This window comes from Brevundimonas sp. CEF1 (genome assembly GCF_051353055.1).
Lineage (GTDB): Bacteria > Pseudomonadota > Alphaproteobacteria > Caulobacterales > Caulobacteraceae > Brevundimonas.
Genome location: NZ_CP195593.1, coordinates 1,596,259 through 1,616,548 on the forward strand (window position 1 = coordinate 1,596,259; position 20,290 = coordinate 1,616,548).

At 67.6% G+C, this 20,290-nt stretch carries 17 protein-coding genes; 9 read left to right on the forward strand and 8 right to left on the reverse strand.

The genetic code is table 11. The features are described 5' to 3' along the window. The first annotated feature begins 8 nt into the window (after positions 1-8). From ACR9FL_RS08345 to ACR9FL_RS08375, 7 genes are all read left to right on the forward strand, one after another. Positions 9-389 carry a c-type cytochrome gene (locus tag ACR9FL_RS08345; RefSeq protein ID WP_436357980.1) on the forward strand — a complete coding sequence of 127 codons (381 nt, stop codon included), beginning with the start codon at positions 9-11 and terminating at the stop codon, positions 387-389. 10 nt (positions 390-399) lie between these two features. Beyond that, positions 400-1,329, forward strand: a complete 930-nt coding sequence (locus ACR9FL_RS08350; RefSeq protein WP_296172033.1) for a cytochrome c oxidase subunit II — start codon at positions 400-402, stop codon at positions 1,327-1,329. After that, positions 1,326-3,872: a cbb3-type cytochrome c oxidase subunit I gene (locus ACR9FL_RS08355; protein ID WP_296172032.1), complete on the forward strand. Its 2,547-nt coding sequence runs from the start codon at positions 1,326-1,328 to the stop codon at positions 3,870-3,872. Before ACR9FL_RS08350 ends, ACR9FL_RS08355 begins: the two co-directional genes overlap by 4 nt. Then, positions 3,869-4,168, forward strand: coding sequence for a hypothetical protein (locus ACR9FL_RS08360; RefSeq protein WP_296172031.1), 300 nt, complete (start codon positions 3,869-3,871; stop codon positions 4,166-4,168). Before ACR9FL_RS08355 ends, ACR9FL_RS08360 begins: the two co-directional genes overlap by 4 nt. 55 nt (positions 4,169-4,223) lie before the next feature. Then, positions 4,224-5,465, forward strand: coding sequence for a putative DNA modification/repair radical SAM protein (locus ACR9FL_RS08365; protein WP_296172030.1), 1,242 nt, complete (start codon positions 4,224-4,226; stop codon positions 5,463-5,465). After that, positions 5,465-6,910 (forward strand): UdgX family uracil-DNA binding protein, encoded by a 1,446-nt coding sequence (locus tag ACR9FL_RS08370; protein WP_296172029.1) that lies wholly within the window; start codon positions 5,465-5,467, stop codon positions 6,908-6,910. Before ACR9FL_RS08365 ends, ACR9FL_RS08370 begins: the two co-directional genes overlap by 1 nt. A 382-nt stretch (positions 6,911-7,292) precedes the next feature. Further along, positions 7,293-7,631, forward strand: coding sequence for a hypothetical protein (locus tag ACR9FL_RS08375; protein WP_296172028.1), 339 nt, complete (start codon positions 7,293-7,295; stop codon positions 7,629-7,631). Between the two features lie 208 nt (positions 7,632-7,839). Here the strand turns inward: ACR9FL_RS08375 and ACR9FL_RS08380 are convergent, their stop codons facing one another. The 3 genes from ACR9FL_RS08380 to ACR9FL_RS08390 form a co-directional block, all read right to left on the reverse strand. Beyond that, a complete protein-coding gene (locus ACR9FL_RS08380; RefSeq protein ID WP_296172027.1) occupies positions 7,840-8,769 on the reverse strand; it encodes an NAD(P)/FAD-dependent oxidoreductase in 930 nt (309 codons plus the stop codon). 105 nt (positions 8,770-8,874) lie between these two features. After that, positions 8,875-10,863, reverse strand: a complete 1,989-nt coding sequence (locus ACR9FL_RS08385) for an AsmA family protein (protein WP_296172025.1) — start codon at positions 10,861-10,863, stop codon at positions 8,875-8,877. A 279-nt stretch (positions 10,864-11,142) separates the two neighbouring features. Beyond that, the gene (locus tag ACR9FL_RS08390; RefSeq protein ID WP_314429784.1) at positions 11,143-12,246 is read right to left on the reverse strand and encodes a winged helix-turn-helix domain-containing protein; all 1,104 of its coding nucleotides are present in this window, start codon (positions 12,244-12,246) and stop codon (positions 11,143-11,145) included. A gap of 88 nt (positions 12,247-12,334) precedes the next feature. Between ACR9FL_RS08390 and ACR9FL_RS08395 the strand changes: the two genes are divergently transcribed. Beyond that, a complete protein-coding gene (locus ACR9FL_RS08395; RefSeq protein ID WP_436357981.1) occupies positions 12,335-12,919 on the forward strand; it encodes a hypothetical protein in 585 nt (194 codons plus the stop codon). 108 nt (positions 12,920-13,027) lie between these two features. On the opposite strand, the gene ACR9FL_RS08400 is transcribed toward ACR9FL_RS08395, so the two are convergent. Next, complete coding sequence (locus ACR9FL_RS08400; protein ID WP_296172022.1) at positions 13,028-13,909, reverse strand: hypothetical protein; 882 nt, start codon at positions 13,907-13,909, stop codon at positions 13,028-13,030. Positions 13,910-14,146: 237 nt separating this feature from the next. Here ACR9FL_RS08400 and ACR9FL_RS08405 point away from each other — a divergent pair, with 237 nt between their 5' ends. After that, complete coding sequence (locus tag ACR9FL_RS08405) at positions 14,147-14,293, forward strand: hypothetical protein (protein ID WP_207821783.1); 147 nt, start codon at positions 14,147-14,149, stop codon at positions 14,291-14,293. 123 nt (positions 14,294-14,416) lie between these two features. On the opposite strand, the gene ACR9FL_RS08410 is transcribed toward ACR9FL_RS08405, so the two are convergent. From ACR9FL_RS08410 to ACR9FL_RS08425, 4 genes are all read right to left on the reverse strand, one after another. Beyond that, positions 14,417-14,566 (reverse strand): hypothetical protein, encoded by a 150-nt coding sequence (locus tag ACR9FL_RS08410; protein ID WP_207821782.1) that lies wholly within the window; start codon positions 14,564-14,566, stop codon positions 14,417-14,419. A gap of 133 nt (positions 14,567-14,699) precedes the next feature. After that, positions 14,700-17,957, reverse strand: coding sequence for an error-prone DNA polymerase (locus tag ACR9FL_RS08415; RefSeq protein ID WP_296172019.1), 3,258 nt, complete (start codon positions 17,955-17,957; stop codon positions 14,700-14,702). Further along, positions 17,954-19,483, reverse strand: a complete 1,530-nt coding sequence (locus ACR9FL_RS08420; protein ID WP_296172018.1) for a Y-family DNA polymerase — start codon at positions 19,481-19,483, stop codon at positions 17,954-17,956. The genes ACR9FL_RS08415 and ACR9FL_RS08420 overlap by 4 nt, the downstream gene beginning before the upstream one ends. Continuing rightward, positions 19,398-20,156 (reverse strand): ImuA family protein, encoded by a 759-nt coding sequence (locus ACR9FL_RS08425; protein WP_296172017.1) that lies wholly within the window; start codon positions 20,154-20,156, stop codon positions 19,398-19,400. The genes ACR9FL_RS08420 and ACR9FL_RS08425 overlap by 86 nt, the downstream gene beginning before the upstream one ends. Between the last annotated feature and the right edge of the window lie 134 nt (positions 20,157-20,290).

Sequence of the window (20,290 nt, forward strand, 5' to 3'; positions counted from 1 at the left end):
TATGGACGATGCGGACCATAGGGGCCTTGCTGCTGGCGGGGGGGCTGTGCGCCGCCGCGACGGCCTGCGCCGACAAGGCGAATGCGCCGCGCGCCCTGGCCCAGGCCGACGACGGGCAGGGGCTGGCGCTGATCGAACGTCATGGCTGCGCCGCCTGCCACGCCATCCCCGGCGTGCGCTGGCCGAAGGGTCGAACGGGGGGCGATCTGGCGGGCGTGGGGGCGCGACCGATGATCGCGGGACGTCTGCCCAACCAGCCGGCGGTGATGACGGCCTTCGTGCGGGATGCGCCGGCCCTGCTGCCCGACACGGGAATGCCGCCCATGCCCTTGACCGACGCCGAAGCCCGCGACGTGGCGGCCTATCTCTATACGCTCGATGACGAGTGAGACGCCCGCCATGCTGAGCGGCTGGCCGCCCCCGGTGCTGGATCCGGCCGGCCCCTTCGCCGGGCCCGTGACGACGGTGGCCTGGGTCCTGTTCGTCATGGGGGCCGTGGTGCTGACCCTGGTGCTTATCGCCCTGGGCGTCGCCCTGTTCGGCCCTCGTCGCTGGAAGCGTCGCGTTGCGGGCGAGACGCTGGTCTGGATCGGCGGACTGGCCCTTCCCGTCGTCGTGCTGAGCGGCCTGCTGGTCTACGGGCTGAGCGTCACCGCCCGGGTGGCCGACGCGCCGCGACCGGGGGAAATGCGGGTGCGCGTCACCGGCGAGATGTGGTGGTGGCGGGTGGCCTATCTCGATGATCAGGGACGCGAGATCGTTCAGGACGCCAATGAGGTCCATATTCTCGCCGGCCGCCCGGTGGTGCTGGAGCTGGAGAGCGCGGATGTGATCCACAGCGTCTGGATCCCGCGCCTGGGCGGCAAGACCGACATGATCCCCGGGCGGCGCAACTTCATGCGCCTGCAGGCCGACGAGCCGGGCGTCTACGCCGGCCAGTGCGCGGAATACTGCGGCGGTCCCCATGCTCTGATGGGCCTTGTGGTGGTGGCCCATTCGCCGGCGGATTTTGCGGCGTGGCGTCTCAGGCAGGCCGCCCCGGCGACGGCGTCGACCCTGCCCGGCGCGGCGGTCTTCTCGGCCTCCGGCTGCGGCGCCTGTCACACCATCAGGGGCACGGAGGCCAATGGTCTCGCGGGGCCCGACCTGACCCATGTCGGATCGCGCCAGACCCTGGGGGCCGGCATCCTGCCCAATAACCAGGGGACGATGGCGGGCTGGATCGCCGACAGCCAGGGCATCAAGCCCGGCAATCGCATGCCCGCCTATCCCGTCCTGAGCGGGCAGGAACTGCGTGAGGTCGCCGCCTACCTGGAAAGTCTGAAATGACGTCGGAAACAGGCTTCGACGTCGCAAAATTCGACCGCTTTCCGACCACGGAGCCCAGACCCGAGGGCGAGCTGGAGCAGCTGGAGCAGGCCTGGTGCGGACCGCGTTCGCCCTGGGAATGGATCACGGCGACCAACAACAACATCATCGGCGTCTATTACGTCGGCGCGGCCATGCTCTTCTTCGTGCTGGCGGGGGTGCTGGCCCTGCTGATGCGGACCCAGCTGGCCCTGCCGATGACCGGCTTCCTGGCCCAGGAGACCTACAACCAGATCTTCACCATGCACGGCACGGTGATGATGTTTCTGTTCGCCGTGCCGGCGGTCGAGGCCCTGGGCGTCCTCTTGCTGCCGCAGATGCTCGGCGCGCGCGACCTGCCGTTTCCGCGGCTGGGGGCCTATGCCTTCTGGGCCTATCTGATCGGGGGGCTGGCCTTCTTCTGTTCCCTCTTCTTCGGCCTGGCCCCGGACGGCGGCTGGTTCATGTATCCGCCCCTGACCAGCACCACCTACTCGCCCGGGATCAACGCCGACTTCTGGCTGCTGGGCATCGGCTTTATCGAGATCTCGGCCATCGCCGGGGCCATAGAGATCATCGTCGGGGTGCTGAAGACGCGCGCGCCCGGCATGACCCTGGACAGGCTGCCGATCTTCGCCTGGGCCATGCTGATCTTCGCCTGCATGATCATCATCGCCTTCCCCTCCATCATCCTGGCCACCCTGCTGCTGGAGCTGGAAAGGGCGCTGGGCTGGCCCTTCTTCGATCCACTCAAGGGCGGCGACCCCATGCTGTGGCAGCACCTGTTCTGGTTCTTCGGCCACCCGGAGGTCTACATCATCTTCCTGCCGGCGGCGGGGGCCATGTCGACCATCATCCCGGCCATGGCGCGCACGCCGCTGGTTGGACACCCCCTGGCGGTCATGGCCATGCTGGCGACGGGCTTCATCAGCTTCGGCGTCTGGGCCCACCACATGTTCACCACGGGCATGCCGCAGATCTCGATCAATTACTTCAGCGCCGCCTCCATGGCCGTCAGCGTGCCGGCGGGCATCCAGGTCTTCGCCTGGATCGCCACCATGGCGGCGGGGAGGATGCGCTTCTCCACCCCGGGTCTTTTCGCCACGGGCGGGCTGGTGATCTTCGTCATGGGGGGACTGTCCGGCGTCATGGTGGCCATGGTCCCCTTCGACTGGCAGGCCCACGACAGCTACTTCATCGTCGCCCACCTGCATTATGTCCTGATCGGCGGGATGGTCTTCCCCCTGTTCGCGGCCATCTACTACTGGCTGCCCATGTCCAGCGCCCGGCCGCTGAGCGAGCGGTGGGGGCGTTGGATCTTCTGGCTGATGTTCGCCGGGCACAACATCACCTTCATGCCCATGCACCTGACGGGCCTGATGGGCATGCCGCGGCGGGTCTACACCTATCTGCCGGACCGCGGCTGGGACCTGCCCAACCTCGTCTCCACGCTCGGGGCCTTCATGTTCGGGCTGGCGGTGCTGCTGTGGGTCGTCGACATGGCCCGCAACTACCGACCCTTTGGCTCGCGTGAGGCCGGCAATATCCACGGCGGTCCCGGTCTGGAATGGCTTCCCAGCGGCTTCTATTCCGTGCGCTCAATCCCGGTGGTGAAGAGCCTCTATCCTCTGTGGGAGCAGAAGGGGCTGGCCAAGGACGTGGCGGCGGGCCGCTACTTCCTGCCGGGCGCGGCCCGGGGCGAGCGCCAGACCCTGGTCACCAGCCCGCTGAACGCCGAGCCGCAGTATGTGCTGCGGATCCCGAGGCCATCGGCCTGGCATGTTTTCGGGGCGGTCTTCACGGCGGGCTTCTTCCTGATCCTGACCATCCAGGCCTATGCCGCCGCCGTCGTCAGCGGGGTTCTGGCCATCTACTGCATCATGCGCTGGTGCTGGTTCCTGGACGCGCCGCATGCTCGCAAGACGACCGACATCGGGGCGTCGATCCGCGTGCCCAACTATGTGTCAGGTCCGTCCAGCCACGGCTGGTGGGCCATGGTGATCGTCCTGATCGTCGGCGGCATGGTCTGCCTGCTGGCCGGCTTCTCCTATGTCTTCCTGTGGAGCCGACGGCCGGACCTGTGGCAGGCCCCGCCGGCGATCAGTTCGCTCATGGCGTCCGTCGGCCTGCTGGTCGTGGCCGGGCTTTGCGCCGTCGCGGCGCCGCGGGCCGTGCGAATGGCGCGCGCCGGGTCGGTTTCGGCGGCGGCCGGCCTGCTGGTGCTGGCCTGCGTGGCGGCGATCGCCGCGATGTTCCTGGAGGGCAGGGCGTGGTGGGCGAGCGGCCTGCGGCCGGAGGCTTCCAGCCAGGGCGCTTCGGTCTACGCCCTGCTCAGTTGGGCCGGGACCTTCGCGGCTATCGGCGGCTTGATGGGCCTCTATGTCATGCTGAGGCGCTTGTTCGGCCGTCTGGCGGCTGAACGCCCTTCGACGGTGGACCTGATCAGCCTTTTCCTGGCCTTCACCGCAGCCCAGGCGATGGGCGTCATCCTCCTGGTCCGCCTCTTCCCGGGCGGCGGGGCATGAGGCGCTGGTTGAGGATGACCGGCGGCCTGCTGATATGGGCCCTGCACTTCGTCGGGGTCTATCTGATTTCCAGCGCCGCCGACGTCTGGTCGTCCAGCGAGGTCGGGAGCGCGCGCTGGACAGGACTGGCCTTCAGCGTGGGCTGTCTGCTCTGCGTCATCGCCCTGGCGGTCTGGCTCGACAGGGGAAGGCGCGAGGGCTCCCGCGCTGAGGCGTGGGAGCGTCGCGTGGGCCTGACGGGGGCTCTGGTCGCCGGGATCGGCGTCCTGTGGCAGACGGCGCCGCTGGCCTTCTGACCCAGGGTTTACGGCCACGCTGTACCTTGTCGAGATTGGAACGTATCATGAACAAATGGCGCGTATCGAACTTCGACGAAAGCTCTCCATCCTGTCCGATGCGGCCAAGTATGACGCCTCGTGCGCGTCGTCCGGCGCCCCCAAACGCAACTCCCTCGACGGCAAGGGGGTGGGTTCGACCGAGGGCATGGGGATCTGCCACGCCTATACGCCGGACGGGCGCTGCGTCAGCCTGCTGAAGATACTGCTGACCAACTTCTGCATCTACGACTGCGTCTACTGCATCAATCGGTCGTCTTCGAACGTCGAACGGGCGCGGTTCACGGTCGACGAGGTCGTCGACCTGACGCTGGCCTTCTACAAGCGCAACTATATCGAGGGGCTGTTCCTCTCATCCGGCGTCGTCCGCTCGGGCGACTATACGATGGAGCAGCTGGTCGAGGTCGCGCGCCGTCTGCGCGAGGACCATGATTTCCGGGGCTATATCCACCTCAAGCTGATCCCCGAGGCGGACGAAAGGCTGGTGGCGCTGGCGGGGCGTTACGCCGACCGTCTGTCGGCCAATATCGAGCTGCCGCGCGACGAGGCGCTTGGGCGACTGGCGCCTGAAAAGGATGCCCGCCTGATCCGCAAGACCATGGGACAGGTGCGGCTGAGGCTGGACGCGGCCAGGCCCGAGAAGAGGGACCGGGTCCGTCCGCCGGCCTTCGCGCCGGCGGGCCAGTCGACCCAGTTGATCGTCGGGGCGGACGGGGCGCCGGACACGGAAATCCTGGACCGCAGCGCCTCTCTCTATGGCGGCTACGGCCTGCGCCGGGTCTATTATTCGGCCTTCAGTCCCATTCCCGACAGTTCCAGCATCCTGCCGCTGTCGAAACCCCCGCTCATGCGCGAGCATCGCCTCTATCAGGCCGACTGGCTAATGCGCTTCTACGGCTTCACCGCGCCCGAGATCGGGGAGGGGGCGTCGGACGGCATGCTGGATCTGGGGGTCGATCCCAAGCTGGCCTGGGCGCTGAAGCGGCGCGACGTCTTCCCGACCGACGTCAATCTGGCCCCACGCGAAGACCTGTTGCGCGTGCCGGGGCTGGGGGTGAAGGCGGTGGATCGCATCCTGTCGGTGCGGCGCTACCGCACCCTGCGCCTGGAGGACGTGGCGCGCCTGACGCGTTCCATAGACAAGGTGCGCCCCTGGATCGTCGCCCTGGACTGGACGCCCGGAGGATTGACGGACGCCGCCGACCTTCGCGCCCGGCTGGCCCCCCGGCGCGCGCCGGAACAGTTGAGCCTGTTCTGATGCGCACCATCAGCCTGGCGAACGAGACGGACTTCGCTGGATGGAAGGCGGCTGCGCGCCGGCTGCGCCTTGCCGGGGTTGAACCCGCCAGCGCGCGCTTTGTCACGGCCGGATCGGTCCAGGGCGGGCTTTTCGACGCTGATGAGGGGCCGGGCGCGGTCGCCGTGGACGACGCCTTCGTCGTCCCTCGGGCCTTCATGGAAACGGCAGGCGACCTGATCCTGCATCGCGCGCCGGACCGGTTCGACCTGATGTACCGTTTGCTGTGGCGGCTGCGGGACGAGCCCGATCTGATGCGGGTGGTCTCCGACCCTGATGTCGCCGCCGCGGCCGAGCGGGTGAAGAACGTGCGCCGCGCCAGCCACAAGATGAAGGCCTTCGTCCGGTTTCGCGAGACAAGGGATGCGCAAGGCGACCGCTGGGTCGCCTGGTTCGAGCCGGCCCATCGCGTTCTGGAGAAAACCGCCCCCTTCTTCGCGCGACGCTACAGCACGATGCGATGGAGCATTCTTACCCCGGACGGGACCGCTCACTGGGATGGGGACGGGCTCGCCTTTGGCCCGCCGGGACGACAGGAGGAGGGGCCGCAAGACGACGAGGTCGAGGATTTCTGGCTCACCTACTACGCCTCGACCTTCAATCCGGCGCGTCTGCGTACGCGCATGATGCAGTCGGAGATGCCGAAGCGGTATTGGAAGAACCTCCCCGAGGCGTCTCTGATCCCCGAACTGGTGGCCTCTGCGGCGATCCGCACCGAGGTCATGGTCTCCGAACCTTCCTCTCTTCCCAATGAGAAGTTTCAGCGCCTGCGCCCGCCGACCGTAGATCGGACGTCGACCGATGAGCTTGTCGCTTTGGAACCGGCGGACCTGGAGCGAGGCGTGCAGAACTGCCGTCGCTGCCCCCTTTGGCGGGATGCGACCCAGGGCGTCTGCGGACAGGGACCGCGCGAGGCGCGTCTGATGATTGTGGGCGAGCAGCCGGGCGATCATGAAGACCTGGCGGGACAGCCCTTCCTCGGGCCGGCAGGGCAGGTTCTCGACGCCGCGCTCGCCGAAGCGGGCGTCCAGCGCGCAGAGGTCTACCTGACCAATGCGGTCAAGCACTTCAAGCATGAGCCGCGCGGCAAGCGCCGCCTGCACAGGACGCCCCACGCGGGCGAGGTCCAGGCCTGCCGTTGGTGGCTGGAACAGGAGCGAAGGCTCGTCCAACCGCGGCTGATCCTCGCCATGGGTGCGACGGCGGGGCTGGCGGTCCTGGGGCGAAAGCCCTCCATCATGGCGGAGCGGGGCGCGCTGGTTGAAACGCCGGATGGCGGGCGCGTCCTGCTGACGCTCCATCCCGCCTTTGTCTTGCGTGTGCCCGATCCTGAAGCCCGTCGCCGCGCCCATGCGACCCTCGTCGAAGACCTGAAGATGGCGAGGAGAGAAGCGGGGCTGGCTTGATGCGGTCCTGGGTTGTCCGCCCTCCTTCCAGGGGGCGGAGGCAGGATCGCGTCCTGGTCTTCTCTGCAGGCCAGCTGCTCCTGGCCGGTCGAAGACTGGGGGTGCAAAGGGCCAGCTTGATCAACTCTTCCTTCTCGTGGCGAACCTATGCGCTTGCCCCTCACCCTAGATGGTGGGGGGCGTTTTTTTGGATCAGCGATCAAGCGTGCGACCCCTGAATCTAACGGTCGAAGGATCGAACCTGGCTCCATAATCTGGGGGACGGTAGCGCCGCGCCCTTATGATCACCATCTATCTCAGGCCGACGCCCGGAAGGTGACTTTCCTTGACACGGGCTTTGACCTTTGCGGCAAGCCGTTCGGCCGCTTCCTTAAGGTACAACATGATAGAAGACGCCTACGTTCGACTTTACGCCCATGACTTTGTGCAGATGGCTGGCCGCTCCGAACTCGGCCAGAACGTACAGGGTGATGTCGAAAAGAGGCTGTCCGACGCTCGCGCTCACGCCGTCATCATGGATGATCGCAAGACTCCAGGCCATCTCAAAGCTCTGGTGGAACGATTGCGAGAACTCGCGCCCGAATTCTCAGGCCGCGTCATGTTGAAGGGCGCCAATCTCGAAGACGCTGCGGAGCGGCGGCTCGTCTTTCTGAACCGTATCGCCGATGCATTGGCTGGCGCTGCGCCTGCGTCGTCCTCGCGTGTGATCGCAGTCTCATAAGCGAGCGGGCTCGCGTTGTCGCTAGGCGCAAAGCTGGTGATGGAGCAATGGACGTAGCCGACCCGACGAAGTTCGCAACAAGTTCGCTCATGGGGCCGCAACGTGGCGGCTGGGCCGCCGTTCCTCTGAGTTCAGGAGGGCGCAGAGGAACTCGATGGCGGCATGCGCCGCCGCCGAGTCCGGCGCGGCCGTTGAGAAGCTGGCGGCTCTAATCCTTGTTCTGGAGCGTGTCCTGGTCCTGTTCACGCAGCCAGTTGTGGGCCTTGGTCGCCGCCACGGCGCCGTGGCCCATGGCGACGCTGATCTGGTCCAAGCCTTCCACGACGTCTCCGGCGGCGAAGACGCCGGGAACCCCGCTGTCGGCGACGCAAGCGGCCGTCACGCAACCAGCCTCGGTAAGGTCGATCCCGAGTTGCTGCGCCAGGCCTGAACGTGGCCGACACCCCAGCGCGGGATAGATGACGTCGAACTCCAGACGCGCGCGATCCTCGAGCAGGACGCCGATGTGATCTGGTCCGGGCGCCACAGCGATCAGGGCGCCCGTTTCCACCTTGATTTCGGCGGCGGCCAACTCCTGGACCTGGGCAGGGGCGAGTTCGGAATGGCTGAGCGGCATCAGGGTGATGTCGTTCGAGTATTGTCGCAGGAAGAGGGCCTCGCTGGCGCCGTTGGTGTCGCAACCGATCACGCCGATCCTTTTGTCCAAGTGCTCATATCCGTCGCAGACGGGGCAATAGCGAAGCACCCCCGCTCGGATCGCCGCCTCATGAACCGCGTCCGGCAGATCGACCTGGTTGAGATCTATCCCCGTAGCTAGAATGACGGCCCGGCTCTCTCGGGTCGAGCCGTCCTCAAGATTCAGGCGAAACCCGCCGGATATCGCTTCGACTGTAGTCACCTTCGCCTCTTCCACGACCGCGCCATACTGGACAGCATGGCGCGTCATGCGCGCGATCAGGTCGGGTCCCCGAACACCATCGGGAAATCCTGGAGCATTGTGCGTGAGGGGAATCCGGAGCGCGCGGCTGGACCCGTCGTGCAGCACGAGCGGGGCCCGACGGTATCTCGCCAGGTAGAGGGCTGCTGTCAGGCCTGCGGGCCCGGCGCCGATGATGACGATATCGCGTCCAGAGATCATTTCTTCAGTCACCGCCAGGAGACCATTTCGAGCTGTTGCGCCGTGCGAACAAATCGCGCGGGGCTGGGTTCCGTTTCTGGCGCGAGAGCCGGCGGGGCCATCAGTTCAACGGGCGCTGGCGATCAAGGCGCCGCAGTCGGCGTCTTCCGCCAGGCCAGGATCGATGAAGCCCAGCAGCGCCGCAACGGGGTTGACCAGGGTCGCCAAGGCGCCGACCAGGCCGCCCTGCGTCGCCACCGCTGAGGCGTCCACGCCAAGGCGCGGGGAGGCGAGGGGGCCACGGACCGTGATGGGCGCCCAGACCCGCAGAAGCCGCGGCTTCTTGGTTTCGCCGTCGAGCCTGAGGTTCAGCGTCTCTGCCCCCAAGTCGATGGTCCCTGTGCCCTGGGCCAGGACGACATCCGTGTCGATCACGAAGGTGCGGGAGGTGGCGACGCCGCCGACGACCGTGAACTCCGCCACGGCGCAGCGGATGTCGGAAGTCGACTGATCCCCCGACAGCAGCTTGCGCACGCCCGCGCCGACATTGATGCCCAGCAGTTCAGCGAAGGCAGACCGCATGCGTCCCTGGGGAACGACCAGGCTTATGGTCCCCTTGGAATTGGCCGCCAGCTCATGGATGGAGGCGCCGGGGCCTTCCAGCTTCGCCCGACCCAGGGCGCGGCCGGTCACGGTTGGCGCGCCGTCCCGCCCGGGAATGATCGACTCGAGCGGATAGCCGCTCAGACGGAAATCGATCGCGCTGTAGGGGGTGGACCGGTTGGCGTCGATCCGCGCCGTCCCGTTCAGTTCTCCACGATTGAAGGCGAAGGAGACGGGATTGAGCGTCAGTATGCCGTCCTTGAGGTCGGCGCCGAGGCTCACCTGCCGGATGTCGAAGGCGTTGGTCTTCACCGAACCGGCGCGATAGGTCAGGGCGCCGTCCATGGTGCGAAGCCGTTCTGTCCGCAGCGGGGCGTCTGGCAAGAGTTTGCCGGGCTTGCCGGAGGTCGCGACAGTGCCGCCGCTGGTGACCCGCGGACGGGCGCCCAGGACTGCCGCGAGGTCATCAATGTCCAGCGAGCGTGAGGTCAGGTCGGCGTCGACGCGGCGACGTTCGCCCACCTTGTTCACCTCCAGCCTACCCGACAGATCGGACGACCCGACCCGACCGCCGAAATCGGCGAAGCGGAAGAGGGAGCCGTTTCGGCTCAGGTTACCGCTCAGCTTGTAAGGGGGCGTGTTCGGCGTGGTGATCCCGGTGAGAAGATAGATGTCGGCCAGGTCCTGCCCCTCCAACTCAAGCACGGCGTTGAACCGTCCCAGGTCGAACGGGCGGGTAATGGCGCCCTTGGCCTGGAGCCTGGAGCCAGCCCCCGCGAGATCGGCGGTGAAGCCATAGGGTCGGTCGCGGCGAATATTGATGAAGGGGCCGCCCGTGACGCGAAGGGTCAGCGGCGCGCCGTTCATCGTCCCTTTGCCGTCGAGGAGGAAGCCGCTTTCGCCGTCCTCAGGGGAGCGCGCCTCGCGCGCCGTGATCATGGCGTCAAGCTTCATGCCCCGGCGCTGCTCATCCAGCGTCAGCCGACCTTCGTTGATCACCAAACTCTGGATGACGGGCAGCCTGGCCCCCTGACCGTCGTCGGGTCGGTCAGGATTCAGGTCCCAGCTGCGGCGTCCTTGATCATCAACGATCAGATGGACGACCGGGCGCGTCACGGTCAGGGAGGTCACTTCAATCTGGCCCAGGAACAGGCGCCGCAACCGAACCGCGACATCCAGCTGCTCGACCTCGGCGGTATTCTGGCCGCGCGCCCAGGCAGGGCCGCTGACGCTGAGCCGGCGCACGCTGGCCGACGGGGTCCAGCTGAACAGCCTGACATCGAGGTCGCCGTTCAACAGGACCTCGCGACCCGTCGAGGCGGACGCCGCGCGACCGATCGGGCCGCGAACCCAGTTCCAGTCGAACAGAACCAGGAACAACAGACAGCCAAGCGCCACGGCCAGGGTGATCCCCGCCGCGATGACCTCCGGCTTGCCGGGCTGACGGAGCGCCAGCCAGGCAGGGTCTTCGGCGACCACATAGGTCCTGAGGCTATCCGCCCTGTCTTTCACCAGACGCCATGCGGAGGTCCCGCCGGCACGGACGGACTGAAGGAATGATTTTGGGCCAGGTCGGTCGATCGGTTCGCCTCCGGTGAAGCTGACCAACGCCTGAGACGGCAAAGGGCGCCACGGGTTTGAAGCCCGACGGGAGGCGCGATCGTGATGGTGCTCGCCAGGGTGTCGGTCAGACGGGGCCTCGCCGCCGCTAGCCCGAAGTTTCGCCGCGTCACGGAGGTGCTCCAATGCAAAGCGGAGCGGGCTGTGCCGCGAGGACAATGGAGATCGAAACTAGATGGTCGGCCCCGCGCCGCGTTCGGCGTAACGGCGCCGCTCCAGTGTCAGCGCCAGCACCATGGCCGCGCCGAAGAGCGCGCCTTCAAGCCCGGCTGTAACGACCTGACTGGTCGGCCCAAACCCCGTTTCGCCGAAAAGAGGACCCAGGTGATCCATCCGGAGCCGCGCTCCCGGGAACTGCGCCGCCAGGGCCGCAAGACTTCCTCCCATGAGGCGACCGCCCAGAAGGGCGCTGATCACTCCGGCTGAACCGGTCAGGACGGCGCCGGCCAGGACCGCGACCCGTCGGCGCCGTGCCTGTGCGACCCAGACGCCCGCCCCGATTGATGCGCCGAGCAGCATGCCTTCGCCTGCGCCGGTCATTGCTCCGGGAGCTGAGCCGAAGAGGAGGGCGAAGGCGTCCAGTCCCGCCAGTCGGACCACGGCGCCCACGGCCAGGCCTCCGCAGGCGCCGCCGACGACAGACCACGACCCCCGCCATCGCGAGGTGAAGGCCGCGGCGCCCACGCCCAGTCCGACGCCTGCGCCGCCGATCATGCCGACAGCAGCGGTGAGAGCGGCGAGCACCAGTAATCCGGAAGCCGCCGCACCGGCGCCATCCGCCACGCCGACGAACCCGTAGGCAAGACCCCCCGCCAGACCCGCTGCTCCGCCGCCGATCAGGCCGGCGCGACCCTGACCAGCAAATCTCTCCACGGCCGTCCGTCGCGTCCGTTCGGCCGTCGGTATGGCTTCCCCCGGGTGAGACAATCCGGTTTCGGGGGCGACCGATGCGGCCGCATGGCCTCGCGACACCGCCGCCACGAAGCGATAGCCATGCCGGGGGGCGGTCTCAATGAACCGGGGCCGAGCAGCCTCGTCGCCCAGGGCCTTGCGAAGAGATCGGACGCACTGAGTCAACGCCTCCTCGGTCACCGGCGCGCCTTTCCAGACCTCTTCCAGAATGCGCCCCTTGGTGACGAGCCGGCCCTCTTCGCCGACCAGCAGGACGAGGGCGTCCAGATACCTTCCCGACAGTTCGACAGTCCGCCCGTCCTCGGTGAGGCGGCGGTTGTCCGGATCCAGCATGAAGCGATCGAAATAGTAGGCGTCCGCCACGATTTCAGGATTTCCTCATCTCGAGCTCAGGACTCTCACAGGCGACGTCCCCAGGGTTCCAGCCTCACTCAAGGCTGGAACCAAGGCAATGACCAGGACCATCAAACCGACTCGAAATGACCGTATGACCCAGAGGCTGCGCCTGCTTGGCTGGGCCCTGGTCGCCGCCCTCCTTGTCACGCCCGCCGTCGCCATGCGGTTCACTGCCGAGGTGCAATGGACGACGTCAGACTTTGTCTTCGCAGGCGTCATCCTGATCGGTGCGGGCGTCGTCGCCGAGCTTGCGGTGCGGGCGTCGAGCGACTGGTCCTATCGCATCGGGGCGGGTCTTGCCGTCCTCGCCTCCGTGCTGCTGGTCTGGATCAACGGGGCGGTGGGGATCATCGGGTCTGAGGATAATCCGGCGAACCTGGTCTATCTGGCCGTCATCGCCGCCGTCTTCATCGGCGCGGTCGCAACGCGTTTTCGCGCGGAGGGCCTGGCGCGGGTCATGATCTGCGCCGCCGTGCTTCAGGTGCTGATCGGCGCCGTCGCCGTGATGCGCGGCTGGGGAGAGGGTGCGGAAAACTGGCCACGGCCGGTTATCGTGCTCAGTATCATGTTTGCGCTGACGTGGCTGGCGTCAGCCAGCCTTTTCCATAGGGCGGAGCGCGCCTTGCAGTCCCCGGACTGATCGAACCGGTGAACTGACGGAAGGTCCGCCGCCTCAGGCGGCGTGTTGCCTGCCGGAGCGGAAGGAGCGTTTCAGCTCATGCCGTCCGAGGGCGTGGTCTGACCGTGTTCAGCGTCGCACTTTTGCTCGCGTCTCCAGCTCGCTGACGCGGCGCTCCAGATAGGCGCGCTCGTCCGTTGACGGGGTCAGGCGTTCATAGGCGGCGGCGAGACGGCTGAGGTCTTCCTGTTCGACACGCAACTGGGTCTGGGCCGCGGCGGAAAGGCCCGCGGAGGAAAGGGCCCTAAGGACAGCGTCAAGACGATTTCGCGGCGTCTGAACGGCGCCGCCGTAGCCGACGTCGCCGACGCGGGCGTCCAGGGCGTCAAGACGGGTATCAAGATCTTCGCGCTCGCGAGCGGTGATCTGGCCATCGCGCAGATAACCGGCTTCGACCTGGATCAGGGCGTTGTAGTCCGTCTTGAGACGTGTCCCTTCCGTACGGCTCAGGCGGCGCGATGAGACGGCGGCGTCAACGCGGCGATCAAAATCCGCCTTGCCGCCGGCGACGGAGGCGGTGTCCGATGAGGCGTCGGCGTACCGGCCGTCGGAGAGAACGCGAGTGAGCGCGCTGTAGCGGCTGGCGAGGTCCGAACGTTCTTCTGCTGTGAAACGGCGATCCGCTCCGTAGCGGGTCTCGAGATCCACAAGCGCCGCGTAGTCGCTCTTGAGTCGGGTTCCGGTCATTTGGCTGATCGCACCGGAACGGACGTCTGAATCGATGCGAGCGGTGAACTGGGCGCGCTGGGTCAGGAGCGGGGTGCGTCCGGCCGCCCATTGGGATTCAATGGACGTCGTGACGCCCAGCCGGTCGCCGAAAAGCGCGCCAAGAATGGCTCCGATCCGTTCCTGCTGCTGGGACGGCGCATCGACAGGGGTCTGCGCGGCTGCGGGGGAGGCGGCGAGCGCGAGAGCCAGGGCGGCGGCGGGCAGGCAGTGGGTTGCAGTCATGTTTTGCTCGTCACGGTGAAGGTTCCCCGATCAACGGCTGCACCGGCTGTCGGTTGCTCCGGGTATGTCGGACGCGCGAGGGGAACTGGGCGGCGCCGCGCGGCGCTTGTTCTTCATGAACACGGCAGCCGCGTTTCTTCTTGTCATGGTCTTCGCCGTCCCTGTGGCGGTCGGGCTTTCCCTCGCCAGCCGCGCCTTCAAGCGGTTGGGAAGAGGCTGGCGTCTTGGAGGCGAGAGATGAATTATGTTCTGGTCGCCCTCGGCGTTCTGTTCACCGCCATCGCGGTGGTGGCCATCAGGCGTAGCCGGCGCCAGTCCCAAAAATCGCCGCTGAATGAGGCGGAGCCCGGTGCTGCAGCCAGCGCGTCAGACCGCGAAACCTGATCCCATCTCGACCAGGGCGTCAGGGAAGAAACCTGAAGCGCGCTCGCCGTGGTCTGAACCAGGCGGGGATCAAGGGCGCGCCCTGAGAGGGGCCTTGAGACGGGCCCTGAGACGGGTTGCCTTCTAGTCCTGCTTTTCGGCCTGCTCACGGTAGCGCTGCGCGATCCTGTAGAAGCGCTCGCGGTCGGCGGTGAAGGGCGAGAGCCGGGCCATCCTTTCCGCCTCCTGTTGAAGGGCGCGCAGGGTGGCCGGGGTGGCAATGTTACGGGGCATGCGTCGGATACTCGTGAACGGTAGGGGGCGGTCGATGATCCCTGTCGCCTCGAAAAGGGCCGTGAGGCGCGGGATGTTCCTGCCCACGGGCGACTTTTGCGCATTGTGTCTTGTGCGCCGCATGCCTGTTCGATCAGCAGAAATCCCGGGATCGGACTTTGATCGTCTCCGGAGAGAGGTCTGGAATATAGATGTCGCGGACCTGAACCCCCCGCGGGGGCGCGGAGCGGGAATCGAGGCCGCTGCCCATGTGGGCTTCGTCGCCGCGGCCGTGAGGAAGACGGAAGGTCTGATCCCTCTCGCCTATGGAGGCCAGCAGGCCTGAGCCGTCATGGAGCTTCGTCGCGACGATGTGGACGACCTCGCCCTCGCGCTGGACCTTGCCGTCGACGACCAGCAGGCTTGAGGAGAGGACGACACGGCGCTGGGCCTCGTAGAGGCTGGGCCAGATGACGAGATTGGCGACCCCGGTCTCGTCCTCGATGGTGATGAACATCACCCCCTTGGCGCTGCCGGGCTTCTGCCGCACCAGGACCAGGCCCGCGATCCGTGTAAGGCGGCGATCGCGCATGGCCGTGCCGTCGGCGCAGGTCATCACGTGTCTGCGCAGAAGATCGCCCCGAATGAAGCTCAGGGGATGATCACGCAGCGTCAGGCCCAGATGGCCATAGTCTTCCACCACCTCCCGGCCGGGCGTCATCGGTCTCAGGTCGGGCAGGGCTTCCGGGACCTCGGCCTGGACCGATCCGTCACGGGCGTCGGCGGCCGCGAAAAGGGGCAAGGGGGCCTCCCTAAGGGCCTTGATGGCCCAGAGGGCCTCGCGCCTTTCGAGCCGCAACGACGGGCTGAAGGCGTCGGCCTCGGCCAGGCGGACCAGGCTGGCGGCGGGCGCGGCCGCGCGGCGCCAGAGATCGTCCACGGAGGTGAAGGGACCGTCCGACCTCGCCGCCATGATGCGGGCCGCGTCTGCATTGGCGAGGCCTCGCACCATCCTCAGGCCCAGGCGCACGGCGAAGTCCCCGTCACGGGCCCTTTCGAGGGTGCAGTCCCAACGGCTGGCGTTGACGCAGGCGGGGCGGATCTCGACGCCGTGTTCCCGGGCGTCCCGGACGATCTGGGCCGGGGCGTAGAAGCCCATGGGCTGGGCGTTCAGGAGGGCGGCGCAGAAGACGTCCGGATGATGGCGTTTGAGCCAGGACGAGGCATAGGCGATCAGGGCGAAGGAGGCGGCGTGGCTTTCGGGAAAGCCGTAGGAGCCGAAACCCTCGAGCTGGCTGAAGGTCTTTTCCGCGAACTCCGCGGTATAGCCGCGCTCGACCATGCCCCCGACCAGCTTGTCCTTGAAGTGGCTGACCCCGCCCGTGAACTTGAAGGTGGCCATGGCCCGGCGCAGCTGGTCGGCTTCAGAGGCGGTGAAGCCCGCGCATTCAATCGCGACCCGCATGGCCTGCTCCTGGAAGAGGGGGACGCCGAGGGTCTTGCCCAGCACCTTCTCCAGTTCAGGGCGGGGATAGTCGACCGGCTCGCGGCCTTCGCGGCGACGCAGATAGGGGTGAACCATGTCGCCCTGGATGGGGCCGGGCCGGACGATGGCCACCTGGATGACCAGATCATAGAAGGTGCGCGGCTTGATCCGCGGCAGCATGGCCATCTGGGCGCGGCTCTCGATCTGGAAGACGCCCAGGGTGTCGGCCTTGCGGATCATGGCGTAGGTCATGGGATCCTCCGCCGGAATGGTCGCCAGGTCGAGGGCCACGCCCTTGTGTTCGGCCAGCAGGTCGAAGCCGCGCTTCATGCAGCTCAGCATGCCGAGGGCCAGGACATCGACCTTCATGAACTTCAGGGCGTCGATGTCGTCCTTGTCCCATTCGATGACCTGGCGATCCTTCATCGCCGCCGGCTCGATGGGGACCAGGTCGTCCAGGCGGTCGCGGGTGAGGACGAAACCGCCGGGGTGCTGGCTCAGGTGGCGCGGGAAACCGATCAACTGGCGCGCAAGGTCAAGCGCCAGCCTCAGGCGGCGATCGCCGAGGTTGAGGTTGAGCCCCTCGACGTGCCGGGCCTCGACGCCCTCGCTGGAATAGCTCCAGATCTGGGAGGACAGGCCCTTGATGATGTCTTCCGACAGTCCCAGGGCCTTGCCCACGTCGCGCAGGGCGCCGCGGGACCGGTAGCGGATGACCGTCGAGCACAGGGCCGCGTGGCGACGTCCATAGGTCTCGAATATCCACTGGATGACGATCTCGCGGCGCTCATGCTCGAAATCGACATCGATGTCCGGAGGCTCCTTGCGCTCCTGGCTGATGAAGCGCTCGAACAGGAGGTCATTGCGTTCCGGGTCGATCGAGGTGACGCCCAGCACATAGCAGACCGCTGAATTGGCGGCCGAGCCCCGGCCCTGGCAAAGAATGTCCTGGCTGCGGGCGAAGCGAACGATGGCGTGGACCGTCAGGAAATAGGGGGCGTAGGCCATCGTCTCGATCAGGCGGAGTTCATGCTCCAGGCTCTTTCGGACCTTGTCGGGCAGGCCTTCCGGATAACGGGTCTTCGCGCCTTCCCAGGTGAGGTGCTCAAGGGCCTGCTGGGGCGTCATCCCGGGGAGGCTGGCCTCTTCGGGGTACTGGTAGGCCAACTCGTCGAGCGAAAAGCGGCACCGGTCGGCGATCTCAAGGGTTCGCGCCAAAGCCTCCGGCCAGGCCCTGAACAGGCGGTGCATCTCGACGGCCTGCTTCAGATGCCGGTCGGCCGATCGCTCGCGCCGGAAGCCGACGCTGTCGATGGTGCAGCCTTCGCGGATACAGGTGAGGACGTCCTGCAGAATGCGGCGGTCGGGATGGTGGTAGAGGACGTCGTTGACGACCACGGTCGCGACGCCGGCGTCAGCCGCCATGCATGCCAGCTCATGAAGACGCATCTGGTCGCGCGGGCGTCGGCGAAGGGTGAGGGCGACATGGGCGTTGGGGCCGAAGACCGCCTTCAACTGCTGAAGCCGACGGCGGGCGGCGGCGTCCGGGCGGTCAGGGACCAGCACGGCCACCAGGCCTTCGGCATGGCCGGCGAGGTCCTCCCAGTCCAGCAGACAACGGCCCTTGCCGCCTCTTCGCTTTCCCAGGGACAGCAGGCGCGTCAGGCGCGAATAGGCGGGCCGATCGGTCGGATAGACGAGGACCACGGCGCCGTCCGTCAGCTCGAGACTGCAGCCGACGATCAGGCGCACCCCCGTGGCCTTGGCCGCTTCATGAGCGCGGACGATTCCGGCCAGGCTGTTGCGATCAGTGACCGCCAGGGCTTCGAGACCGCAGGCGGCCGCCTCGGCGAACAGCTCCTCGCAGGCGCTGGCGCCCCTCAGAAAAGAGAAGTGGGAGGCGCATTGGAGCTCGGCGTACCTCATCCGAACCGCCCGTGGATGAACCAGGCCTGGGAACCGGTCCGGGCGTCCAGGCCATCTCCGGCCCGGAACAGCCAGAAGCGTTCACCGGCCTCGTCCTCGACCTGGAAATAATCCCGGACGGCCCACATCTCCGCGTCGCGCCGGCCCCACTCGCCGTAGATACGCTCCGGACCGTCTGCCCGCCGAATGCGTCGCCGCACGCCCCGCCAGGTAAAATGGGTCGGGGGATTGTCCGGCAGGAGCGCCATGGTCTGGACTGGCTCGGGCGAGGGAAAGAGACGCACGGGCCGCGGCCAGTCCGGAACCCAGGCGCCCGGGAGGGGGGCGGGGGCGGAAGCGGCGAGCGGGGAGGTCTTGCGGACCGATCGTTCCGGGACGTCGCTTTGCGCGGGCGCCATGCGGTAAAGGCTGCGGGCGCCGATGCGATTGGCGAGCAGATCAACCAGGCTGGAGATGTCGGGCGCCGCCTCGTTCGTCAGGCTGGAGGGGCTCGGCCGCCAGTCCAGCGGTTCGGCGATGGAGGCCGTCAGCGTCATCCGCTCTATGCCGAATCCGGGCGAGACGGTCTCGATCTTGTCCTGCAACAGTCGGGTCAGTCGACGACGGTCCCGCACGGGCCGGGCCGTGCCGACCCGGACGGCCTCGATGCGATGATCGACACGATGACAGAGCCAGTCGAGGCGTCGTGCGCCCAGGCCCTGTCCTTCCAGCTGGGTGCAAAGCGCGTCTGTCAGAAGGCCGACGTAGCGCGCCAGGGTTTCGGCTGCGCCTATGGGTTCGGCGAAGACCTGCTCCACCCGGATCTGCTCCGCCTCGATGACGGGAATGATGGGTTCGAAGGACCGGCCAAAGGCCTGGTCCAGGCGCTTGCCGGCCTCGGGGCCGAAGCGGAGCGTCAGGGGCGCGCGGGGCTGCCGTTCCAGATCCAGGATGGTCTCGAAACCCATGCGGCCCAGGGATTGGATGAGGTCCGGCGAAAGCCTCAGGGCGGCGAGGGGCAGGTCGGCCAGGTTTGGGCCGATCTCGCCCTCGGCGATGATAGCGGGTCCGCCATGGCGCGCTGCGGCATGGGCGGCGCCATAGGTGGGGGCGACGACGGCCCGGGCGCGGACGCCGGCCTCCGCCAGACGCGCTTCCAGGTCGGCCAGGAGACCCTCCTCTCCGCCGCGAAGATGGGCGGCGCCCGTGACGTCGATGGCGAGGCCATCGGGCGCATCAGCCGCGCAGACCGGGGCGTAGCGGCGCAGCGCCCAGAGGGCGAGCCGCTCAAGCGCGGCGGCGTCTTCGGCGGGAGCGGCGTCAAAGGGCTCGAGGCCAGGGACGAGAGCATGGGCCTGGACCGCGGCCATGCCGGGGCGCAACCCTAGGGCGCGGGCTGCAGGATTGCAGGCGGTGAGGATGCGTCGGCGGCGATCCCGTCCGACGAGGACGGTCGGCGTCTCAGGCGGCGGCGCGGCGGACCCTAGCCGCCGGCGCAGCCGATCGATCGGCCAGTTCGGCAGGTAGAGCGAGACGACCCTTTTCATCACAGGCTTCCAGAGAGAAATCGGCGCAGTCGCCGGAGCGACAGCGAAGCAGTTCGACGAACCAACGCGGGCGGCCGACGCCGGGCGCGGGGAGGGGCGAGGAGGGCTGGGCGGTCACCCGCCACCGGGTGACCGCCGCCGTCGGTTGACCGAAGTCGGCGGCCTCGCTCGCGCGCCGCCAGCGCCGTATCGCGATGGCGGTGACCCCCGAGCCTTCGGCGGCGAGCTGGAGGCGGCGTGAGGCGGTCATGGAGAGACGGGCGGTCTCCGCCACAACGGCGCCCAGACCGCCGTAGCGCAGGCCCTCCTCAAAACAGGCCATCAGGCTCTTCTCGTCGCCGGCCTCAAGATAGAGGACGCGCTCCGGCCCGAGCCCGACCTGCTGCAGGGCGGGGGCGAAGAGATCCGGGCGGGTCAGGCACCAGAGCACCTGGCCGGGCAGGCGGGCGGCTATGCCGGCCGCGAAGAGGGCGGCGATCGCGCCGTCCACCGCCCCGTCGCCGCCGCCGGCCACCTCGTGCAGGGCGCCGAGGGCGAGCCCGCCCTGGGGCAGAGCGGCGTCGACGACGGGGACGCCGAAGGGCAGGACGCCGGCGCGGGGGCGACCGGACGTTTCCAGGCTTTCAATGCGGGCGCGCAAGGCTGCCAGCTCGGCGACAGGCCGGACATGCATGACGGCCTCCTTTCCGAGGTCGATAATGTTCCTGTTATGTTCTGGTTCTCATTTCGAGACGGAGTCAATCAGGAGAAGGGCTTATCCCCCGTCGAATCATGGAATCCTTTTGCCGCCTGCCGCATTCATTTGAG